The 21,129-nt window shown below is 36.6% G+C and carries 21 protein-coding genes; 14 read left to right on the top strand and 7 right to left on the bottom strand.

Translation table 11 applies throughout. The features are described from left to right. Positions 1-8 precede the first annotated feature (8 nt). Positions 9-506 (top strand): BlaI/MecI/CopY family transcriptional regulator, encoded by a 498-nt coding sequence (locus AC5YGI_RS07900; protein WP_110008685.1) that lies wholly within the window; start codon positions 9-11, stop codon positions 504-506. Between the two features lie 24 nt (positions 507-530). Next, on the top strand, positions 531-2,315 hold the full coding sequence (locus AC5YGI_RS07905; RefSeq protein ID WP_496167959.1) for a DUF4153 domain-containing protein: 1,785 nt from the start codon (positions 531-533) through the stop codon (positions 2,313-2,315). Positions 2,316-2,378: 63 nt separating this feature from the next. Here the strand turns inward: AC5YGI_RS07905 and AC5YGI_RS07910 are convergent, their stop codons facing one another. Together AC5YGI_RS07910 and rbp are read right to left on the bottom strand one after the other, a co-directional pair. Beyond that, complete coding sequence (locus tag AC5YGI_RS07910; protein WP_330746192.1) at positions 2,379-2,615, bottom strand: hypothetical protein; 237 nt, start codon at positions 2,613-2,615, stop codon at positions 2,379-2,381. A gap of 86 nt (positions 2,616-2,701) precedes the next feature. Further along, positions 2,702-3,052 carry an RNA-binding regulator gene (gene rbp / locus AC5YGI_RS07915; RefSeq protein WP_034696719.1) on the bottom strand — a complete coding sequence of 117 codons (351 nt, stop codon included), beginning with the start codon at positions 3,050-3,052 and terminating at the stop codon, positions 2,702-2,704. 346 nt (positions 3,053-3,398) lie between these two features. Here rbp and AC5YGI_RS07920 point away from each other — a divergent pair, with 346 nt between their 5' ends. The 9 genes from AC5YGI_RS07920 to AC5YGI_RS07960 all read left to right on the top strand — a co-directional run bounded on the left by AC5YGI_RS07920 (position 3,399) and on the right by AC5YGI_RS07960 (position 13,243). Then, the gene (locus tag AC5YGI_RS07920; protein ID WP_330746191.1) at positions 3,399-3,812 is read left to right on the top strand and encodes a DUF6157 family protein; all 414 of its coding nucleotides are present in this window, start codon (positions 3,399-3,401) and stop codon (positions 3,810-3,812) included. Between the two features lie 97 nt (positions 3,813-3,909). Further along, positions 3,910-4,305, top strand: coding sequence for an acyl-CoA thioesterase (locus tag AC5YGI_RS07925; protein WP_137903989.1), 396 nt, complete (start codon positions 3,910-3,912; stop codon positions 4,303-4,305). Next, entirely contained in the window at positions 4,302-4,862 is a 561-nt protein-coding gene (locus AC5YGI_RS07930; RefSeq protein ID WP_330746190.1) for a helix-turn-helix domain-containing protein, read from the top strand. The genes AC5YGI_RS07925 and AC5YGI_RS07930 overlap by 4 nt, the downstream gene beginning before the upstream one ends. A 190-nt stretch (positions 4,863-5,052) precedes the next feature. Beyond that, positions 5,053-7,920, top strand: coding sequence for a heavy metal translocating P-type ATPase (locus AC5YGI_RS07935; protein ID WP_496167960.1), 2,868 nt, complete (start codon positions 5,053-5,055; stop codon positions 7,918-7,920). Between the two features lie 4 nt (positions 7,921-7,924). Then, positions 7,925-8,653 carry a DUF72 domain-containing protein gene (locus tag AC5YGI_RS07940; RefSeq protein ID WP_496167961.1) on the top strand — a complete coding sequence of 243 codons (729 nt, stop codon included), beginning with the start codon at positions 7,925-7,927 and terminating at the stop codon, positions 8,651-8,653. Between the two features lie 296 nt (positions 8,654-8,949). Then, positions 8,950-9,816 carry a polysaccharide deacetylase family protein gene (locus AC5YGI_RS07945; protein WP_330746187.1) on the top strand — a complete coding sequence of 289 codons (867 nt, stop codon included), beginning with the start codon at positions 8,950-8,952 and terminating at the stop codon, positions 9,814-9,816. Between the two features lie 64 nt (positions 9,817-9,880). Then, entirely contained in the window at positions 9,881-10,540 is a 660-nt protein-coding gene (locus tag AC5YGI_RS07950; protein WP_330746186.1) for a YggS family pyridoxal phosphate-dependent enzyme, read from the top strand. Between the two features lie 56 nt (positions 10,541-10,596). Next, positions 10,597-11,781: a sigma-54-dependent transcriptional regulator gene (locus tag AC5YGI_RS07955; RefSeq protein WP_110008675.1), complete on the top strand. Its 1,185-nt coding sequence runs from the start codon at positions 10,597-10,599 to the stop codon at positions 11,779-11,781. A gap of 100 nt (positions 11,782-11,881) precedes the next feature. Further along, positions 11,882-13,243 carry an MATE family efflux transporter gene (locus tag AC5YGI_RS07960; protein ID WP_330746185.1) on the top strand — a complete coding sequence of 454 codons (1,362 nt, stop codon included), beginning with the start codon at positions 11,882-11,884 and terminating at the stop codon, positions 13,241-13,243. Between the two features lie 158 nt (positions 13,244-13,401). On the opposite strand, the gene AC5YGI_RS07965 is transcribed toward AC5YGI_RS07960, so the two are convergent. Both AC5YGI_RS07965 and AC5YGI_RS07970 read right to left on the bottom strand, forming a co-directional pair. After that, the gene (locus AC5YGI_RS07965) at positions 13,402-13,905 is read right to left on the bottom strand and encodes a GNAT family N-acetyltransferase (RefSeq protein WP_330746184.1); all 504 of its coding nucleotides are present in this window, start codon (positions 13,903-13,905) and stop codon (positions 13,402-13,404) included. A gap of 342 nt (positions 13,906-14,247) precedes the next feature. Then, a complete protein-coding gene (locus AC5YGI_RS07970) occupies positions 14,248-14,811 on the bottom strand; it encodes a Crp/Fnr family transcriptional regulator (protein ID WP_496167962.1) in 564 nt (187 codons plus the stop codon). Between the two features lie 76 nt (positions 14,812-14,887). Between AC5YGI_RS07970 and AC5YGI_RS07975 the strand changes: the two genes are divergently transcribed. Continuing rightward, entirely contained in the window at positions 14,888-15,583 is a 696-nt protein-coding gene (locus AC5YGI_RS07975) for an HAD family hydrolase (RefSeq protein WP_496167963.1), read from the top strand. Between the two features lie 128 nt (positions 15,584-15,711). On the opposite strand, the gene AC5YGI_RS07980 is transcribed toward AC5YGI_RS07975, so the two are convergent. The 3 genes from AC5YGI_RS07980 to era form a co-directional block, all read right to left on the bottom strand. Then, positions 15,712-18,114 (bottom strand): alpha/beta hydrolase family protein, encoded by a 2,403-nt coding sequence (locus AC5YGI_RS07980; RefSeq protein WP_454510057.1) that lies wholly within the window; start codon positions 18,112-18,114, stop codon positions 15,712-15,714. A gap of 134 nt (positions 18,115-18,248) precedes the next feature. Then, positions 18,249-18,677 (bottom strand): DoxX family protein, encoded by a 429-nt coding sequence (locus AC5YGI_RS07985; RefSeq protein WP_110008670.1) that lies wholly within the window; start codon positions 18,675-18,677, stop codon positions 18,249-18,251. Between the two features lie 66 nt (positions 18,678-18,743). After that, the gene (gene era, locus AC5YGI_RS07990; protein ID WP_110008669.1) at positions 18,744-19,619 is read right to left on the bottom strand and encodes a GTPase Era; all 876 of its coding nucleotides are present in this window, start codon (positions 19,617-19,619) and stop codon (positions 18,744-18,746) included. Positions 19,620-19,968: 349 nt separating this feature from the next. On the opposite strand from era, the gene AC5YGI_RS07995 reads away from it, so the two are divergent. Beyond that, positions 19,969-20,532 carry a Crp/Fnr family transcriptional regulator gene (locus tag AC5YGI_RS07995; protein ID WP_330746180.1) on the top strand — a complete coding sequence of 188 codons (564 nt, stop codon included), beginning with the start codon at positions 19,969-19,971 and terminating at the stop codon, positions 20,530-20,532. 250 nt (positions 20,533-20,782) lie between these two features. Beyond that, complete coding sequence (locus AC5YGI_RS08000; protein ID WP_202842646.1) at positions 20,783-21,115, top strand: DMT family transporter; 333 nt, start codon at positions 20,783-20,785, stop codon at positions 21,113-21,115. Positions 21,116-21,129 lie beyond the last annotated feature (14 nt).

Raw genomic sequence — 21,129 nt, forward strand, 5'->3', positions numbered from 1 at the left:
AATACTCTATGAAAATAAATCATCTTACTGCCGCAGAAGAAAACTTTATGAAGCTGTTTTGGAAAATGGAATCTTTCTATCTAAAGGACGTTATGGAGCAGCATCCGGAACCGAAACCACACCAGAATACGGTTTCCACTTATTTGAAAATATTAGTTGAAAAAGGCTATCTGTCCACTGTAAAAGAAGGGAGAATCTTCAAATACAGCGTGCTTGTTCCTTTAGAAGAGTATAAAAAATTCCTGTTAAAAGAGCTTTCACACAACTTTTTTAATCATTCAGGGAAAGAAATTCTGGAGCTTTTATTAAGTGAAAAATTAATTTCCCAGGAAGATATGAAAGGCTATTTTGATCTTAAAATCGAAATAAAGCCGGCAAAAATTGAAGAACCTAAGTTCGAAGTAGCTGAAGAAATCCTGAATCCCAAAAAAGAAAAGAAAACCAAAGGAAAGGAAAAAGAGAAAGACAAGGACAAGGACAAAAAGAAGAAAAAGAAAAAAGATTAATTTAAATTCAAAAAACACCAAATCATGAAAACAAAATTCCAGGAAACTCTAAGCCGGGCCAATGAAGCCATTTTCCGATATCCAATGGTTTTGGTAATGGCTTTATTAGCTTCTGCCGGTGCCATATGTATTGCGGAAACAGATCGCTTTGAAATCACTTCTTATATCAAATTTACCATTTGTGCCTGCTTGGGAATTTCCCTGATGTTTGCATTAAAAATGCTGTCACAAAGAATCGGAAAAGAATTATTACTGCACGTATCCGGCGTTATCTTTCTCATCGGTTTTTATTGTATTCTCCCTGACAGAAAGGAAAGTTTTACAGAAGTGCATACTTATGTTATTGCTGTTACCGCTCTTCTCTCCCATTTACTCGTATCATTTATTCCGTTTCTGGAGAGAGACAGAGAGCTCAGGTTCTGGCAGTACAACAAAAATCTTTTTATCAATATCTTTCTTACTGCCGTATTTACAGGGGTTTTGACTGGTGGCGTTGAATTGGCAATTCTGGCCATTGATAAACTTTTTGATTTTAACTTTCATGACAGAATTTACAGAGATACTTTCTTTGTTCTCGCTATTTTCGGGAGTAGTTTTATATTCCTTTTATTTAATGATAAAGGCTTAAACAACCTTGAAAAAGATGGTACCTATCCTGTTGTTCTGAAGTTTTTCACTCAGTTTATTTTAATTCCTTTACTCCTGCTCTATGTAACGATCCTTTATTTCTATTCTGTTAAAATAGTCATCAACTGGCAGCTTCCGAGAGGCTGGGTTTCTTATCTTGTTTTAGCGTACAGCATCGTGGGAATTCTAGCATTGCTTCTTGTACATCCTCTGAAACAAGAAAACGCAAAATCCTGGGTCAGGATATTCTCAAAAGCGTTCTATTATACAATACTACCTTTGATTGTTCTGCTTTTCACTGCAATTTTTACCAGAATTTTAGAATATGGCTATACAGAACCAAGGTACTTTGTTCTCCTGCTTGCTTTATGGCTGTCAAGCATAGTTGTCTACTTTATTTTCAACAAAAAAGCCACCATAAAATTCTTTCCTGTCAGCTTATTTTTATTTGGTGTTTTTGCATTGATTTTCCCTTACCTTAATGCTTTTAGCGTGGCTAAAAGAAGTCAGAAAACGGAATTAATGAATATCTTAAAACAACATCAACTGATCAGTGCCGGCAAGATTAATTTCCAGAAAAAGGTTACAGATACAATCCGTACTGAAATTGCCAATAAATTTGAATTTCTGGCTGAAAGAAAACAAGGAGCATTCCTATCGGGTTTACTGAATGAAAAAGATCAGGCTGAATTGTCAGAAAATATTGAAAAAGGTTCCTTTTACAGCATCAATTACAGTATTCAGAATAAGTTTTCAGATGTGAATGTCACTGTAAAAAACAGGGCGTACGAAATGAACAGACTCGTTCTTGTTCGTGAAGAAAAGGCTGTAGAAATCGGGAATTATCAATATTTAATTTCTTTCCATCGTTATAGCAGAGATCCACAACAACTGAATAATGACCAGTTTGAGCTTACAGACCAACTGACAAAAAAATCCTCATTAAAACTAAGTTTAAATGATCAGGAAGAAGTAGATTTCGGACCACAGATCATTAAACTATTTGAGGAAAATAAAAACAAAACAGGAAACGTAAAACTTCCTGAAATTGCGATGGAATCTGACTTAGGCAAGTATCACGTTAAACTTATTTTCAATGAGATCACAAAGGAAAAATACTCTGAAAATAACACTGCCGATATTTATTACGAAAACGTTTACATTCTTATAAAATTAAAATAAGCGTTCCAATAAAAAAGAGACTACCTTCTGGATAGTCTCTTTTATTTATCTGAGTTGTATAATTTATCTGTTCGTTCCGGAACTCCAAAGCGGAGAGTTTCTTCCGTAGATCACAAGATTTCCGTCATCCTGAACGGATAACTTGTTTGCTCCTTTACCATCTGTATTTGAACTGAAGGCAACGCCATTTCCACGTGTATACACTACCAGATTACCATCTTCCTGGAAAATTGCTCTTACTCCTCTGCTGGTTGTCTTTGCTTCCCATACAGGAACACCGGATTTGTTATAAAATACCACAACATCTCACCACAAAATTATAATTAAATGATTTACTGGAAATTAAATTTCCATAAAAAAAGCGGCTTAAAAGCCGCTTCATATTTTTACCAACGATTTCCGCCTCCGCCACGGTTGTTACCATAGCCTCCGCCTCTATTGTTGTTGTTACCATAACCTCCACCTCTGTTGTTATCGAAGCTTCTTCTTGGTTTTTCTTCTCTTGGTTTAGCTTCAGATACGTTTAGAGTTTTTCCGTTGAATTCTTTTTGGTTAAGAGCTTCAATAGCTTGCTTTCCTTCTTCATCACCCATCTCTACGAAACCGAAACCTCTGGAACGACCAGTTTCTCTGTCTGTAACGATTTTAGCTGATGATACATCTCCAAATTCTGCGAATAGATCGTGCAACTCATACTCTTTAGTTGCGTAATTGATGTTTGAAACAAAAATGTTCATTTTAAATAAATTAAAAAATTAATAAAAATTTGGTATATAAAAGAAAAACAACATAAATTAATGAACAAATATTGATTCCAAATATAAACGTATGCAAGATACAATTAAAAATTTCAAATCAAAGCTTTTTTTACATATTTCTCACATTATGTTGAGTACAAGCGATCAAAAAGGATATAAAACCAATTTAAATAACTGAAAATCAAATAATTAAACGCCACGTTATCATTTAGTTAATTTATTTAACATTTGACGTAAAAAACAACCTTTATCCAACTTAATCCTGCATTTGTATTGACGCACTTATTTTCATTTTAAATTCGAAAAAACATCAAATCATCAACATATGAAACAGCATACCACCAATTACACAGATACTCTTATTGAAATTGCTGAAGACTGTCCGGTTTCCCAGGCACAGATTCCTCCGGAAAAGAAAACAAAGACACTCGCCAACCTTCAATATGAGAAGCTGATAAAACAGCCTTATCAATACTCGTCCGATGATCTTATTTTTGAATGTTATGCAATTAAAAATGATCTATCAGAAAGCGAAAAACAAAGTGAAAGAGAAAAATTCTTTTCCAAAGGCCAGCCCTGCCTCCGCTGCTCTCCTCTTGCAAAAAAATACGGATTCGGGTTTCATCACAATTCCGAAGGAAAAGTTGCCCTGATTCCTGTGGAGAGTGAAGAATATCAAACATTGCTGAATGAACCTTCCATAGCAAAAACAAAAGCCATGCGCTCCAAAAGAAAATGATTGAGAACATGAATAATTCTTTTCAGTTCAATAAATACTATTCTTTTGAAAAGATCAGCTTTTAACACTAAATTTGTACTTCAAATTATTAAAAGATATGAACTACCATACCAGAAAATGGGTGAAGCCCGAAGATTTAAATCCCAACCATTCACTTTTCGGAGGAAGACTTCTTCAATGGATTGACGAAGAAGCGGCATTGTATGCTATTATCCAATTGGAAAACACAAAAGTAGTAACCAAATTTATCTCTGAAATCAACTTCGTGAGCTCCGCCAAACAGGGAGATATTATAGAAATAGGAATTGAAGCTACTCATTTCGGTTCTTCTTCCATTACTTTAAGATGTGATGTAAGAAACAAAATGACGCATCAGACGATTATTACTGTAGAAAGAATTGTTATGGTCAACCTTGATGCGGAGGGCAATCCGGCTCCTCATGGTAAAACCCAGATTGAATTCGTAAAAGACAGGTTAAACAAAAGCTTATGAAAATATTCATAAAGAATATGGTCTGCAACAGATGTATTGCGGCAGTAGAAAATATTTTCCGCAATGCAGATGTAAGGATAAGCAATATCTTATTAGGTGAAGTAGAAACAGAGAATGAAATTTCACCTGAAAAAATGCAGATGATAGAAAAGGAATTGCTCGATACAGGTTTTGAAAGGATCATGGATTCTGCACATCAGACCGTAGAAAAAATCAAAAACCTGATTATTGTAAAAATAAGTGATCTTGATATCTCAGAAGATTTCCTGCTTTCAGAATTTTTAAGTTCAAAATTTCACAAGGATTACAGCGCTCTTTCAAAAACATTTTCACAAAACGAAAATATCACATTAGAGCAGTTCTTCATTCTTCAGAAAATTGAAAAGGTAAAGGAACTTCTTTTGTATAATGAATTCAATCTTACCGAAATCGCAGGAAAGCTTGGCTACAAAAGCGTTCAGCATCTTTCTTCCCAATTCCGCAATATAACCGGATTTACTCCGACAGAGTTTAAAAAACTTAAAGAACACCATCGCAAAGCGCTTGACAATCTTTAATATATTTGAGTGTTTGAGCGTTTAATGAGTGAAGGAGTTAAATATCCCTATCACACTTACAAACTCTCAAACCCTCTTACGCTTATACTCTCAACCTCTCCCACTCCACCTAATTTTATAACTATTATCCTTAAATTTATAACAACCTTAGGTTTCCATTTTGGAAATTTGTAGTATAAATTTAAGAATCATGGAACAACAGTATAAAATACTCGGAATGACCTGTTCCGGCTGCCAGAAAAAGATATCCAACCAACTGAACAGTGTTGAGGGCGTCACTGCCGATGTAAATCTGGAAACCCATACCGCCACCATCACTTCTGATCATGGAGTGAAACTTTCAGTTTTGAATGACGCTTTGGCAGAGATAGGAAAATACAGACTTGAAGATCCTGATAATCCTGAGAAAACTTTTATAAAACCTCAGGACCGTGTATCGCCGTCTTCTGTATACTATTGTCCGATGGAATGCGAAGGAGATAAGGTATATTTCAAACAGGGCGAAAGATGTCCTGTCTGTAAAATGTATCTGGTTCCTATTGAAGAAAAGCTGGCTAAGGATCCTAATCATAAACCAACCTATTCATCAACCAACCTTCCTGAAAACTTTAAAGACAGCATAGGAAAATACTATTGCCCGATGTTTTGCGAAGGGGATAAAGTATATGATGAAAAAGGCAGCTGCCCTGTTTGTCATATGGATTTGGAGCCCATCACTGAAGAACTTGTACAAAATGTAAGCCCTCATCAGCATCACGCTCATTCCCATGCTCACAACCATCACGATCACCATCACAGCCATCATCACGAAGCGCCAAAAGTGACCGATGAAATGGCCGGCAGATATTACTGTCCGATGTACTGTGAAGGTGACAAAACCTACGATTCCAATGTAGGATGTCCCGTTTGTGGAATGGACCTTGTAAAATATCCTGAAAAGAAAACCGCAAAATACACATGTCCTATGCATCCGGAAATCATCCGTGACGAACCGGGAGACTGCCCGATCTGTGGAATGGATCTCGTAAGAATGCCGGACAGCGGTGATAACGAAGAGGATGAAACTTATAATATTTTAAAAAGAAAATTTTTCATTTCACTGGCATTTACCATCCCGGTTTTCATTCTTTCAATGGGAGGAATGGTGATCAACTTCCCTTTCTCTCATCAGATCCAGGGATTTATTGAGCTTGCTTTGACTCTTCCTGTAATGTTTTATTCAGGATGGTTTCTGTTGAAAAGAGGCTGGATTTCCTTCAAAACATGGAACCTCAATATGTTCAGTCTGATTGCTCTGGGAGTTGCTGCTGCATTTATTTTCAGTATTGTTGCTCTGATATTTCCAGACATTATTCCCCATGAAATTCGTGGACATAATCATGAAATCCCACTGTATTTTGAGGCAGTCTGTGTGATTTTAACCCTTGTTATTTTAGGTCAGCTGATGGAAGCAGCAGCTCATAAAAAAACTGGAAATGCCATCAAAGAATTAATGAACCTTTCACCGGATGAAGCCAACCTTATAATAAACGGTGAAGAAAAGAAAGTTCTGCTCTCCCAGGTGAAAATAGGAGATTTATTAAAAGTAAAACCAGGAGAAAAAATCCCGGTAGACGGAAAAATCATTGAAGGAAATTCTATCGTAGATGAAAGTATGATTACAGGAGAACCTGTTCCCGTTGAAAAAAGTGTAGACGATAAAGTATCTTCCGGAACCATCAACGGTAACCAGGTATTCATTATGAAGGCAGAAAAGGTAGGTGATGAAACACTGCTTTCCCAGATCATTAAAATGGTGAATGAAGCCAGCCGCAGCAAAGCTCCTATCCAGAAGCTTACCGATAAAGTTTCTAAAGTATTTGTTCCTGTAGTCATCCTTATTGCGGTGCTTACTTTTATTCTGTGGCAGTTTTTCGGTCCGGAAGGGAAAAGAACCTTATTTGCTTTTGTGAATGCTGTTGCAGTGCTTATTGTGGCTTGTCCCTGTGCCCTTGGGCTGGCAACTCCAATGTCTTTAATGGTTGGAATCGGAAAAGGTGCTAAAAATGGAATTCTGATCAAAAATGCAGAAGCTCTTGAACAGATGAATAAAGTAAATGTTCTGATTACCGATAAAACAGGAACTTTAACAGAGGGAAAACCTTCAGTAGAACATATTGAAACGGTAAACGGAGATCCGAATCACATTTTAAAACTGGCTTTTTCTCTGAACCAGAATTCTGAACACCCGCTTTCCAATGCCGTCATAAAAAGAGCAAAAGAAGGGAATATAAGTGCTGAAAAAGTAAATCAGTTTGAAAACATATCCGGAAAAGGAGTCAAAGGAAATATCAACGGTAAGACCGCTTATCTTGGAAATGAAAGTCTATTGACCTCGCATCAGATTATGATTCCGGAGAGCTTAAAACAGAAAGCAGTAGAAGTTCAGTCTAAAGCTCATACTATTTCTTATATCGCACAGGAACAGCAAGTGCTGGGATTTGTAAGCTTTACAGATAAAATTAAAGAAAGCTCTAAAAAAGCCGTAAAACAGCTGATGAGTGAAGGTATAGACGTTATCATGATGACCGGAGACAACGAACATACTGCCAAAGCTGTTGCTGATGAGTTAGGAATCAAACATTTCAAAGCCAACTGTCTTCCTGAAGACAAACTTAATGAGGTGAAAAAACTACAACAGCAGGGCAAAATTGTAGCGATGACGGGAGACGGAATCAATGACTCTCCTGCCCTTGCCCAATCCGATGTGGGCATTGCCATGGGAACAGGAACTGATGTTGCCATTGAAAGTGCTGAAATCACTTTATTAAAAGGTGATATCTTAGGTGTTGCAAAAGCTAAATTACTGAGTGAAAAGCTTCTCAAAAACATTAAGGAAAATCTGTTCTTCGCATTCATCTATAATGTACTGGGCGTTCCGGTTGCGGCAGGATTATTGTATCCATTCTTTGGAATTCTCTTATCACCAATGATTGCAGCTGCTGCGATGAGCTTCAGTTCCCTGTCTGTGATACTGAATTCATTGAGATTAAACTCCGTGGATCTGGATATAAAATAATAACATGACAAAAGAAAATCTTTACATAGGGTGTTCGGGATTTTATAATAATGACTGGAAAGGGTCTTTATATCCTGAAAATGCCCCAAGTAAAGATTTTCTTTCTTTATACTCAAAAACGTTCAATGCCGTAGAAATTAATTCTACTTTTTACAGGAAGCCAACCTCAAAAACACTGTTGAAGTGGCATGATGAAACACCCGACGGATTCAGATTTTTCATTAAAATTCCAAAGGCTATTACCCACCAAAACCGGCTTGAAAATTCCAAGGACGAGATTGCTGTATTCTGTGACCACATTCAGGACAGTCTGAAAGATAAACTTTCCGGATTTCTGTATCAGCTTCCTCCTTCCTTTAAAAATACGGCAGAGAATACAGAACGGATTATCAACAATATCGATTCCAGATTTCTGAACGTCATTGAATTCCGGCACAGCTCATGGTGGCAAAAAGAGATATTCGGTCTTTTAAAACAACATGATATTGTCTTCTCAGGCGTAAGTTTTCCAGGCCATCTTCCTGAAGATCTTATTATTAATCATCCGGAAATACTCTATTACAGACTTCATGGAAAACCTGTTCTTTACAAATCAGAATATAGTAAAGATTTCATAGATGCATTAGCTGAAAAGATTAAAAATGCCTCTCAAACCTCTTTTATTTTCTTTAATAATACCTGGGGAACGGCAGCTATTAAAAATTCGCTGTATTTAAAAAGCATTCTAAAATAATGAACTGACTGTAATGATTTGATTTTGTTAAAATAAAATAATTCCCCGTCAATTGAAGAATGTTGAAATCTTAACAAACATAGAAGAATACTATCGTTTTCATATTTATAAATGTTAAATTTTAAAGAAAAGAAAATCATAAATTTACAACTTGTCAGGTAATGGAAATCTCCCTTAAAATAAAGTTCTTAAAATAAACTTAAAAAGAAAAAACACTGCACAGCTTGGCATATAATTTGTTAATTTTCAACTGTTATTTTTAACGATTTTTAACAATTTAAAATTCCATTATTTTTATGAAAAAAATTTTTGCGGGAAAGTCAAAAAATATGACTTTTCTTGGGATGGTTGCATTGATGAGTGCAACTTCAGCATTACTGAACAGCTGTAATTTCAAAAACGAAGTGAATAATGACCCCGTCGTCAGTTCACAGGAACATCCTTCCGCAGAAATAGTCCCCGATAATAATGAAGAAGAAGTAGACCCTGATAAAAGAGTGATTTATCTTACTTTCGATGACGGCCCCAATCAGGGAACAGAAAATCTTTTAAAAATCCTTGACAAAAGAAACGTTTGCGCAACTGCCTTTCTGGTTGGTAAACATGCTTATGGAAGTAAAAGACAAAAAGATGATTTTCAGCTTTTGAAGCAAAATCCTCTTATAGAACTGGCCAATCACAGTTTCACGCACGCCCATAACAAATACACTGATTTTTATAAAAATGCTGATGCTGTAGTTCATGATTTTGATATTGCCAAAGACAGCCTGAAGCTTACTGATAAAATAGCAAGAACTCCGGGAAGAAATATCTGGAGACTCAACAATATTAACGTAACAGATATCAAAAGTTCAACAGCAGCTGCTGACGGTCTTAAAAAAGCTGGCTATAAAGTTATTGGCTGGGATCTTGAATGGAGACCTTCTCAAAAAATGACTTTAAAAGGAAGTCATGAAGCCATGATCAAGAAAGTAGACAGTATCTTCTTAAACGATCTTGAGAAGACATCGAGGCACCTTGTATTCCTTACCCACGACCAGTATCTTAGAGATGCAGACTCTATCAATGAACTGGATATGTTTATTGAGAAATTGCAGAAGAGCAACAAATTTGTGTTCAGAAAAATATCTCAATATCCTAAAATCAATGAGGTTTTGAATTAATAACCCCAGAAGACCTGATATCACTAAGCTTTGAACATTCAGAGAATTTTCGGACATTTGTATTATGAGTATTAAAGAGAACTACAACACTATAAAAAGCCAGCTGCCATCTACTGTGCAGCTGGTTGCCGTTTCTAAAACCCATCCGGTTTCTGCAGTACAGGAAGTCTATGATCTCGGACAGAAGGTTTTTGGAGAAAACAAGGTTCAGGAACTGATGGAAAAAGCTCCTCTCCTTCCTCAGGATATCCAATGGCACCTGATCGGACACTTACAAACTAACAAAGTAAAGTACATTGCTCCTTTCATAGATACCATACAAAGTGTGGATTCTGAAAGATTATTAACAGAAATCAATAAAGAAGCAGAAAAAAATAACAGAATCATCAAAGTCCTTCTGCAGGTAAAAATTGCAGCTGAGGATAGCAAGTTCGGGCTTGAAATTTCTGAAGCAAAAGATCTTTTCCAGCAATACATTGAAGGTAAATTTCCGCATGTTGAAATTACCGGCCTCATGGGAATGGCCACATTCACCGATGAGGAGCAGCAGGTTAGAAATGAGTTTTTAACCCTAAAGAAGCTTTTTGATGAATTAAATCAATCAAAAACATTAAATACCCTATCAATGGGAATGAGTGATGATTTCCCGATAGCGATCGAGTGTGGGGCCAACTCTGTGAGGGTCGGATCTGCCATTTTCGGGAGAAGAGACTACTCCAAATAGAATATTTAGGTACAGTTTTTGCTAATAATTGAAACAAAAAATTTAAATTTGCAACTATGCAAAAAATCCTTATAGTAGAAGACGAAAAAGCAATCTCGGGAGTACTTCACAGTATTCTTTCGGATGAACTCACCGATTATGAATTTGTTATTGCCGAAGATGGCCTTGAAGGTTACAAGCAGGTGGAAAAAGAAGATTTCGCATTGGTGATTTCTGATATCAAGATGCCTAAGCTTTCAGGAACCGAGCTTTTGAAACAAAGTCTTGCCTTAAAACCGGAAACTACTTTTATCATGATCTCAGGCCACGCAGACATCGATTCTGCTGTTTCCTGCCTGAAAGAGGGTGCATATGATTTTATTTCCAAGCCCATTGACATCAACAGACTTATTACAAGTGTGAAAAATGCATTGGTAAAAGAAACCCTGAAGAAAGAAAACAAAAACCTTCAGACAGAAAATAAAACCTTAAAGAAAAAAGTAAGTAAAAAATACCAGATGATCGGTACCTCTCCTGCTCTTCAAAAGATTCAGGATATGATTGAAAAGGTAGCCGCTTCTGATGCCAGAGTTCTGATCACCGGGCCTAACGGTGCAGGAAAGGAGTTGGTAGCTCATGCGATCCACAATCAAAGTGAGCGTGCAAGAGGTCCTATGGTAGAGGTCAACTGTGCTGCGATTCCGTCTGAACTTATTGAGTCTGAACTTTTCGGACACGTAAAAGGATCTTTTACAGGTGCTATTAAAGATAAGCAGGGAAAATTTGAACAGGCTAATGGTGGAACCATTTTCCTTGATGAGATTGGAGATATGAGCCTTATTGCTCAGGCTAAGGTATTAAGAGCACTTCAGGAAAGCAAAGTTTCTCCTGTGGGAAGTGATAAAGAAATTAAAGTTGACGTAAGAGTAATTGCGGCAACCAATAAAAATATGCAGAAAGAAATTGAGGAGGGGAAATTCAGAGAAGACCTTTATCACAGACTTTCTGTTATTGAAATCTATGTTCCGCCATTGGATGAAAGAAAAGAAGATATCAAATTATTGGTTGAGCACTTTTCAGGAATGATTGCTGATGAGCATGGTACTGCTGCGAAAAAGTTTGATGATAAAGCTATTGATGCTTTAAAAGCGCTTTCGTGGACTGGAAATATCCGAGAATTAAGGAATGTTGTTGAAAGATTGATTATTCTTGGTGGAAACACTGTTTCCGAAGGTGACGTTGCAAGTTTTGTAAGGAAATAATAAGCTATTATTTACCATATTATAAAAATTTGCAGTGTTACCACTGCAAATTTTTTTTTGACCCTATTTGAATGATAAACTATATGAATCTTAAAATATTATGAACTTTTTAAACAAAAATTATACGAAAGAATGCCTGACTTTGGCTCTGCCTGTGATGCTTACCCAGGTGGGGCAGGTTTCAGTAAACTTATTCGATAATATTATTGTCGGAAAATTGTTGGGTGCCGATGCGCTGGCATCCGTTTCATTGGGAAATGCTGTATTTTTCTCCATATTTGTACTAGCCCTGGGCTTTTCATTTGCGATTCCGCCATTGGTTTCGGAAGCACATTCCAGAGAGGATCATGCTACGATCAACTCTGTTTTCAGCCACGGTTTTATTATCAATATGTCTGTAGGGATTATCCTGATGGTCATCTTATTGTTGGGAATGCCGCTGCTCTATCATTCCGGCCAGCCTGCCAAGATCATTCCTGATACGGTAAGCTTCCTGAGCATAATGGTAGTGAGTATGATTCCATTCATGGCATTTCAGACCCTTCGTGAAGTTTCTGAAGGACTTTCCTATACGATTGGAGTTACTAAAGCAACCATTATTGCCAATATCATCAATATTGCCCTAAACTACGTATTTATCAAAGGACTTTGGGGAATACCTCCAATGGGAGTTAAGGGATCTGCTTTAGCAACTTTGATTTCCAGAATTTTCATGGTGGTTTTCCTTTATTTTGTATTGCTTAAAGAAAAAAGAACAAGACGTTATATCAAAGATTTTTCTTTAAAAATTCAGAATTTTTCAAAGCAGATGTTTGATAAAATGGTAAAACTGGGATTGCCTACAGCGCTACAGATGTTCTTTGAAGTAACCGCTTTTGCCGGAGCTGCATTTATCTGTGGATTGATCTCAGCACACGATATTGCTTCCCATCAGATCGCTTTAAGTATGGCTTCATTTACTTTCAACCTTTGTGTCGGTTTCAGTGTTGCCTCTACCGTAATGATTGGCAGAAAACTGGGTGAACAGAACTTTGTTGAATTGAGAAAAGTAGGAATCAACAACCTGAAAATTGCTTTTATTTTCATGTGCATCTGTGGACTGGTATTTATTTTAGGCAGAAATATACTTCCGACTTTCTTCACGAAAAAAGAAGAAGTGGAAGTGATTACACTGGCTGCGAAATTAATGATCATCGCCGCTTTATTCCAGCTTTCTGATGGAATTCAGGTGACTGCATTAGGAATGTTAAGAGGTTTGCAGGATGTGAAAATTCCTTCTATTTATACCTTTATTGCATACTGGGTGATTACCATTCCTTTGGGATATTTCTTCTGTGTTACTTTGGAAATGGGCGCATTCGGAATGTGGATCGCACTTGGACTGGGATTAACAGTCTCCGCTGTTTTCCTGGTGAAACGATTCCTGAATATGTCTGCTAAAAGAATGAAGCAGAATTTATAAAAACAAAAAGCTGTTTCAATATTTGAGACAGCTTTTTTTATTCTTTTTTACAGCAGAACATGATTGATGCCCTTCCTTCACATTATGTGTATTTTCTAAACACCAATAGCACCAATTAATTCACGAATAGACACAAGGTATTTATTTTCGTGTTTAATTTAATCTATCCTCTTTCCTAAGATCTTCAGACTTCTTTCCACACCATCCAGAATCGCTACATTAGGAAGACTTCCCCAATCTTCAAATCCAAAGTGTCTGAATAGTTTTAAACTTGGCTCATTATGAAGGAAAATAAGGGCTACAAGATTTTTTACTCCAAATTTTCCGGCGTTATCAATACAATACTGAAGAATGGTTTTTCCGTATCCTTTTCCTCTGCAGGATTCATCCAGATAAATACTTACTTCTACCGTACCGTTATACGCAGCCCTTTCATGGAATGAACTGAAACTTACCCAACCAACGGTTTGCTTCTGGTCATCTTCAACTACCCAAAGCGGCCTTGTCTGGGGATTATGCTCTTCAAACCATTTTAGCTTGCTTTCCACAGAAACTTCTTCCATATCTGCAGTCACCATTCTTGAGGCAATTGTTGAATTATATATAGCTACGATTTTATTTAAATCTGCCAACTCAGCATTTCTGAATTTTAATTTTTCCATGAATATTAGATTCAACTAATTCTAATACAAAAATACAAAATTTTACCCCCCCCTGTAGATTTAATATATTTTATCCAAATTTTAATATTAAAACAGAAAAACCCTTGTAATAACACCAACACTCGCATCTGTTTTAATGTTTTTTTTGGAATACGCAAAGGCGCAATAAGATTGAAAGCTAGAATATTTTTAAGGCGCAACGATTTTATCTTCGATAAAATTAAATTCTGATCATTTTATTGCTTGAGGATTATGCTGATTAAAATTGCTAGTGAAAAATCTACGCAATCTCTTCATTCTGCGGGAAAAATTACCGTAATTCCATTAGCATATTCAACAAAATTATTTCAAATCTTTTAAAATTCTATTTAAACTTCTTACTGCAATTCCGAGATAGGCTGCCATATCTTCTTTGGAAATTTGAATATTTTGCTTAGCCTGCATTTGTAACAATTGTTTTAAAGTATGTTCTACCGTATACAACTGTTGATAGGATGCCCTGCTGGAAGTATTGATAATTCGTTCTGCAAAAGACTCTAAAAGAAGATGGTTCAGGGCAAGATCATTTTTAATCAAAGCTTTAAAAACGGGAATCTTTACTGCATATACTTTCACTTCATTGAGAGCCTCAATACTGCACAGACAATTTATATTTTTAATCAATTCCACTTCCCCGATGATTTCCCCGCTTCCCAGAAACTCAACAATATATTCTTTTCCGTTTTCTTCGGCGAGAAAGCATTTGACAATCCCTTCTTTAATCATCATGACATGAGAAAGCTGATGATCCTGTATCAGTATTTTATCCCCTGCAGAAAAAGATTTCACTATAATATCGTCACTCCTGTTCTGCTTTTTGTGCAGTTCATCAAGATAGTTTAAAAATGTCTGGTTCGTCCTTAACATATTCTCCCGGGACAAATGTCCTTTTCTTATTGAGTTTTTATACTGAATTTTGCGGACAGAAAATTACAAAACAAAAATGAATAATCATATTACAACCATTGCTTTTGATGCGGATGATACACTTTGGATCAACGAACCTTATTTTCAGGAAGCAGAAAAAGAATTCTGTGTACTTCTTGAAGATTATCTTCCCCAACATTCGGTATCACAGGAATTGTTTACAACAGAAATGCAGAATCTTCATCTGTACGGTTATGGCGTAAAAGGATTTATGCTTTGTATGGTTGAAACCATCACTAGAGTTTCTAATAATACAGCGTCATTGGAGTTGGTTAACAAAGCTATTCATCTGGGTCAGGAGCTTCTTCAGAAACCAATAGAATTATTAGATGGTGTAACCGAAACCCTTGAAAGTTTAAAAGGAAAATACAGGCTGGTTGTTGCCACAAAAGGCGATTTGCTGGATCAGGAGCGTAAATTGAAAAACTCCGGTTTACAGGAGCACTTCCACCACATTGAAATCATGAGTGACAAAAAAGAAAATGACTATAAAAAACTGCTGAAACATCTGGATTGCCAGCCTGAAAACTTTCTGATGCTTGGAAATTCTATCAAATCAGATATTTTACCGGTATTGGAAATCGGAGGTTTTGCAGCACATATTCCTTACCATGTCACATGGAGCCATGAACAGCATGATGTTACTCTGGAACATCCGAATTTTATGGAGCTTACAAGTATTGACGAGATCCTGAAGCATCTTACCATTTAAACAGGTAAGATTTATTAAGCAGATAAGATTTAAAGAGAGCTTCGCTGTAAGAAATTTTACTTCCCCATTATATTTTAAGTAAAAAAAAAAAAAAGAGACTGTTTATAGCAAACAGTCTCTTTTGTCATTTATTTCTTCAAACACTTTTCAAGGAACTGATCCTGTTCCCATAAAAGGTGTAAGATATTTTCTTTAGCCTGGTATCCGTGAGCTTCTTTTGGAAGAAGAACCATTTTTACCGGAGCCCCCAGGTTTTTCAATGCCTGGAAGTATCTCTCCGTCTGCAAAGTAAATGTTCCCGGGTTATTATCTGCATCACCGTGAATCAGAAGAAGCGGTGTCTTCATTTTGTCTGCATGCATGAACGGAGACATCGTATTATAGATTTCCGGAACATCCCAATAGTTTCTTTGTTCACTCTGGAATCCGAATGGAGTTAATGTTCTGTTATAAGCACCACTTCTTGCAATTCCACATGCAAAAAGATTAGAATGGGTCAAAAGATTTGCGGTCATGAAGGCACCGTAAGAATGTCCTCCTACAGCCACTTTCTTTTTGTCGATATATCCCAGATGATCCACTGCATCGATAGCAGCAGCAGCATTGGCTACCAATTGCGGAATGAAGGTATCATTAGGTTCTGTTTTTCCTTCACCGATAATCGGGAAAGCGGCATCATCCAGAACAGCATATCCTTTCGTTGTCCAATACACAAAAGATCCGTAATACGGGAATGTAAAGTCATTCGGGTTTTGGGTATTCTGTCCTGCTGTATTTTTATCTTTATATTCAGTTGGATAAGCCCAGATTAGCAACGGAAGCTTCTCTTTTTTTGCTTTTCTGTCGTAATTGGCAGGAAGATAAAGAGTTCCTGTTAAGGTAACACCATCATTTCTCTTGTAGGTAATCACTTCTTTGTAAACGTCTTTGATACTTTCAAAAGGATTGGCAAAATTGGTTACAGCTTCTGCTTTATTAGATTTAATATTCTTTCTGAAGTAATTCGGATAAAGACTTGGTGACTGCTGAGTTGTAAGGACTTCACCCTTTGAAGCATTAAGGATATCAATGATTTCTTCTTTACCGTTTTTTATATTAGACGTGTAAAGTCTTTTCTTTTTCAGTGATTTAACATCCATTTCGTCAATAAATGGGTGCTGGCCGTCTTTGGTAAATCCGTCCCCGATCAGATAGGCTTTTCCACCTTTCATATCGATTACATATCTCCCGTATTGGTTTTTCGTTGTGTTAAATCTTCCCGGATCGCTGTATACATCCTGATAATTTCTGTCATCAAAAACTTTGGATTCTCCGTTGTTAATATCTATCAGGTAAGATTTTGTATTTCGTGTGTCATACCAGCCTTCAGAAACAATCGCATAATGATCATTGGTCCAGACTACGTCTTCATATCTCTGTCTGGTTTTAAAGAAGGATTTTGGAGCTGCTGTAAACGGAGCTTCCCAGGTAAATATTTCATCTCTGTAATCTGCTTTTTTAGACTGGTCTCCTCCATCCAAAGCTTCAGCATAGGTAAGCGTAGCAGGAGCATCACTTCTCCATGCCATATCTCTTTTTCCGGTTCTTACAGAAGAAAATCCTTTCGGCATGATTTCATTCAACGGAACATCATTTACTGTTTTCACAATATTTCCTTTCATATCATAGACAACCGTTGTGGATGGGAACCTATTAAGCGGAACGATATAGGAAAATGGTTTCTTGATCATGGTAGCCATCAGATAGTTTCCGTCCGGAGAAAAACTTAAGCCGGCATACATATCCTGATCTTTCAGTTTCTTAAGATTTCCTGTAAGATCTACGTTGTAAAGTTCGGAAGCTGTAAGGGTCTCAAAGTTTTTTTCGTCCTGAGGATTCTTCAAAAGATCCTGATACGTTCTGTTCTGGGAAACCTTACCGTCTGCTGTTGAAACAATCGGGCCTGTAGGAAGATCTTTAGTGGCATCTATAAGAGCAGCTCTGTTTTGCGGAAGTGTTCTGATCAGGAAGCTTTGAGAGTCATTATACCATACATAAGGCATTCCCAGATTGGCATTCAGATTATCTGCTGTAATTTTTTTAGCAGATGCAGTTTCCATATCCACTACCCAAAGCTCTACTCCTTTGGCGGTTGTATTGGTAAAAGCCAGTTTTTTTTCATCCGGTGAAAACGAAACGTAGGCAATTTTTGGATTGGAAGGCAGATTTTTTACCTGAATCTCATTTTTATCATTGATCTTTCTGATCTTCAGATTATTTGAGTAGGTCATGCTACTTGAAATATTCGTAACCGGGTTGATTCTAAGTCCACCAAGCTTCATTTCACTCTGGCTGAGATCTTCTAATGTTTTATATGTTGGACGATAGGTAAAAACTACCCAGTCTTTTTTGCTGTTCATCAGAACACCTGGAGGTCTGTCATAATCTGCCAGTTTTAAAATCTCAGCAGAAGGCTTTTGATACGTAATATTTTCCTGTGCATCATAAAAATTGAGAAATGCCAGAAGGCAAATAGTCAGTTTTATCTTCATATAAATTCATTTTCTACGAATGTAGTGAATTTTAAAAGAATTTTAACATTAAAAAGACTCTTACCGCATTGCAATTATTAAAAACAGAAAGGCACTTCATTCCTGAAGTGCCTTTTATTTATTGTGCTGTAAAATTACCAGTCTGAAGCTCTTTTCCTTCTTTCTATCATATGATCTACTGAAACTTTCCCGGCTCCAGTTACCATGAGCAGAAGATAAACAGAAAGATAGACAAGTGCCATTTCTCTTTTCTCAAAAGGATCTGCTCCATGTACTGCAAAAGCAGCAATGATCATGGTAAAGATCAGGAAGCCTAAAGAAACTCTTGTAAAAAGCCCTAAAATAAGTAGTATCGAACATACAAATTCAGCAAAAACCGTAAGAATCAGTGAAATCTGAGGGCCAAGTCCCATAAAATCGAAAAACTCAATTTTACCGCCTGCCAACAGCATCTGAAGTTTTGGAAAACCATGTGACAGCATGGCAAAACCAACAAACACTCTCACTGCTAATAATATAATATCTTTAGGTATTGAGCTCCAATTTGAATTATTATAGTTCATCTACTAAAAAATTTATACTAAGGTAATAAAAATCTTTTAATACAACGGGATTCCGGCTATTTTAGTTTATCTGTAACCGAAATTTTTAAGATCTCTATCGTTCTTTCTCCAGTCTTTTTTCACTTTTACAAATAAGTTCAAATGAATTTTTTTGGTGAAAAACTTCTCCAGATCTATTCTGGCTTCAGTTCCTACTTTCTTGATCGCTTCTCCCTTATGCCCGATAATAATTCCCTTCTGAGTATCTCTTTCAACATAAATAATTGAATCAATAAAGATAATTCCTTCTTTCTCCTTGAACTGTTCTGTTACCACTTCTACAGAATAGGGAATTTCCTTATCATAATTCAAAAGGATTTTCTCACGAATGGCCTCATTTACAAAAAATCTTTCCGGTTTATCGGTGTACTGATCTTTATCGTAGTAAGGAGGATTTTCTGGAAGCAGAGATTTTATTTTAGGTAAAATAACTTCAGTGTTGAAGGCATTCAGGGCAGAAATAGGCAGAATTTCAGCTTTTGGAATTCTGTTGTGCCATTCTTCCACCAATTTTTCAAGACCTGCCTGATCGGTCTGGTCTACTTTATTCAAGAGAAGAAGTACAGGTACGGGGATTTTATTCAGTTTATCAATTAAGAATTCTGATGGTTCCGCTTTATCGGTAACGTCTACAATAAACAGGAAAACGTCAGCATCCTGCAAAGAATCCTTTACAAAATCCATCATTTTTTCCTGCAGTCCGTATTTTGGATCCAATACTCCCGGAGTATCAGAAAATACAATCTGAAGGTCATCTTCATTATAAATACCAAAAATTCTGTGGCGGGTTGTCTGAGCTTTCTGCGTTACAATCGCCAGCTTCTCCCCCATTAATTGGTTGAGCAAGGTCGATTTTCCTGCATTGGGCTTTCCAACTATATTTACAAATCCTGCTTTGTGCATAAAAATAATATTACGAACTGCAAAGTTAGTAAAACAAAATTGGTCTTTACGGTTAATCTTAATTTTTAAAGGAAAAAAGAGAGTTATAGTTTGAAATAAGGGATATTGAAGAGGAAGTCTAAAGGGATTCGATGGCTGAGCTAACCACCTCCGCCAAAAATTCTTTGAATTTTCTACATCCCTCAGGAAGAAGTGAATTTTGCTATTTTCGTGGTAATATTGGCAATAAATAAGCTGAATCAGGAAGAATTTTGATCGTATTCATTACAAGATTTCTGATAAAAATTAAGGAATAATTTTGTATTGCATTACTTAAAACTGATATTTTTGAATATTAGAATTCATCTTTATGAATATAGACCAGATTCTTGATAAGATTTACCTTCTTCCTGAAGCATCAAAAAACAGCTTAAAAGAACATATTACCGAAGTTTCCCATCCTAAAGGATTTTGTCTGATGGAAGCCGACAAAGTGATTCCTTATCTTTATTTTATACGAAAAGGGATTGCAAGAGCCTATTCTTCAACAGCTGACAATGATATTACCTTCTGGTTCGGAAGCGAAGGTCAATGCGTTCTCTCGATGAAAAGCTATGTGAAAGATCAACCCGGCTACGAGAGCATCGAGCTTCTGGAAGACTGCGATCTCTATCGAATGGAAACGGAAAGCCTCAGAAAACTGTTCAATGAAGATATTCATATTGCCAACTGGGGGCGAAAGCTTGCTGAAGCAGAAATGATAAAATCCGAAGAACTGATTATTTCAAGACAGTTTAAAACTTCTCTGGAACGCTACAAAGATATTATGACCTATCAGCCTGAGCTTCTTAAAAGAGTACAGCTGGGTTATATTGCGTCTTATCTTGGGATTACGCAGGTAAGTCTGAGCAGAATAAGGGCGGAGATAAAATAAATGTAAAGATTCAAAGATTGAAGAATTGAAAGATTTAAATATTCTTATGTTTTGGCTAAATCCAAAGGAATGATTATCTACATTGAAAGCGGACTAAAGTCTGCTCCTATTGATATGATGGCAGAAATCTATTCAAATCCTCCAGCTTCCAGCTTCATTCTTTCAACTTCTAGCTTGCCTTCATTTTTTAACAATTGTAAATTTTTTTCTCCTGTCAAATTCTGAACTTTGCAGTAGAAAAATTTAAAAAATGAATTGGTTACTATTAGTTATCGCAGGATTATTTGAAGTTGCCTTCGCATCATGCCTGGGAAAGGCAAAGGAAACGTCAGGAACTGAAATGTACCTGTGGTACGCGGGATTTCTGATCACCATGACGATCAGTATGCTTTTGCTGATTAAAGCAACTCAAACGCTGCCTATCGGGACTGCTTATGCAGTATGGACGGGCATCGGAGCAGTGGGAACTGCCTTAATGGGAATTATCTTTTTTAAGGATCCTGTAAGTTTCTGGAGGGTATTTTTTATTGTAACACTTATCGGTTCTGTGGTAGGATTAAAGGCTGTATCTTCATCACACTAGAAAGCGCATAAACT

Source organism: Chryseobacterium sp. CS3K3.1 (genome assembly GCF_059515165.1).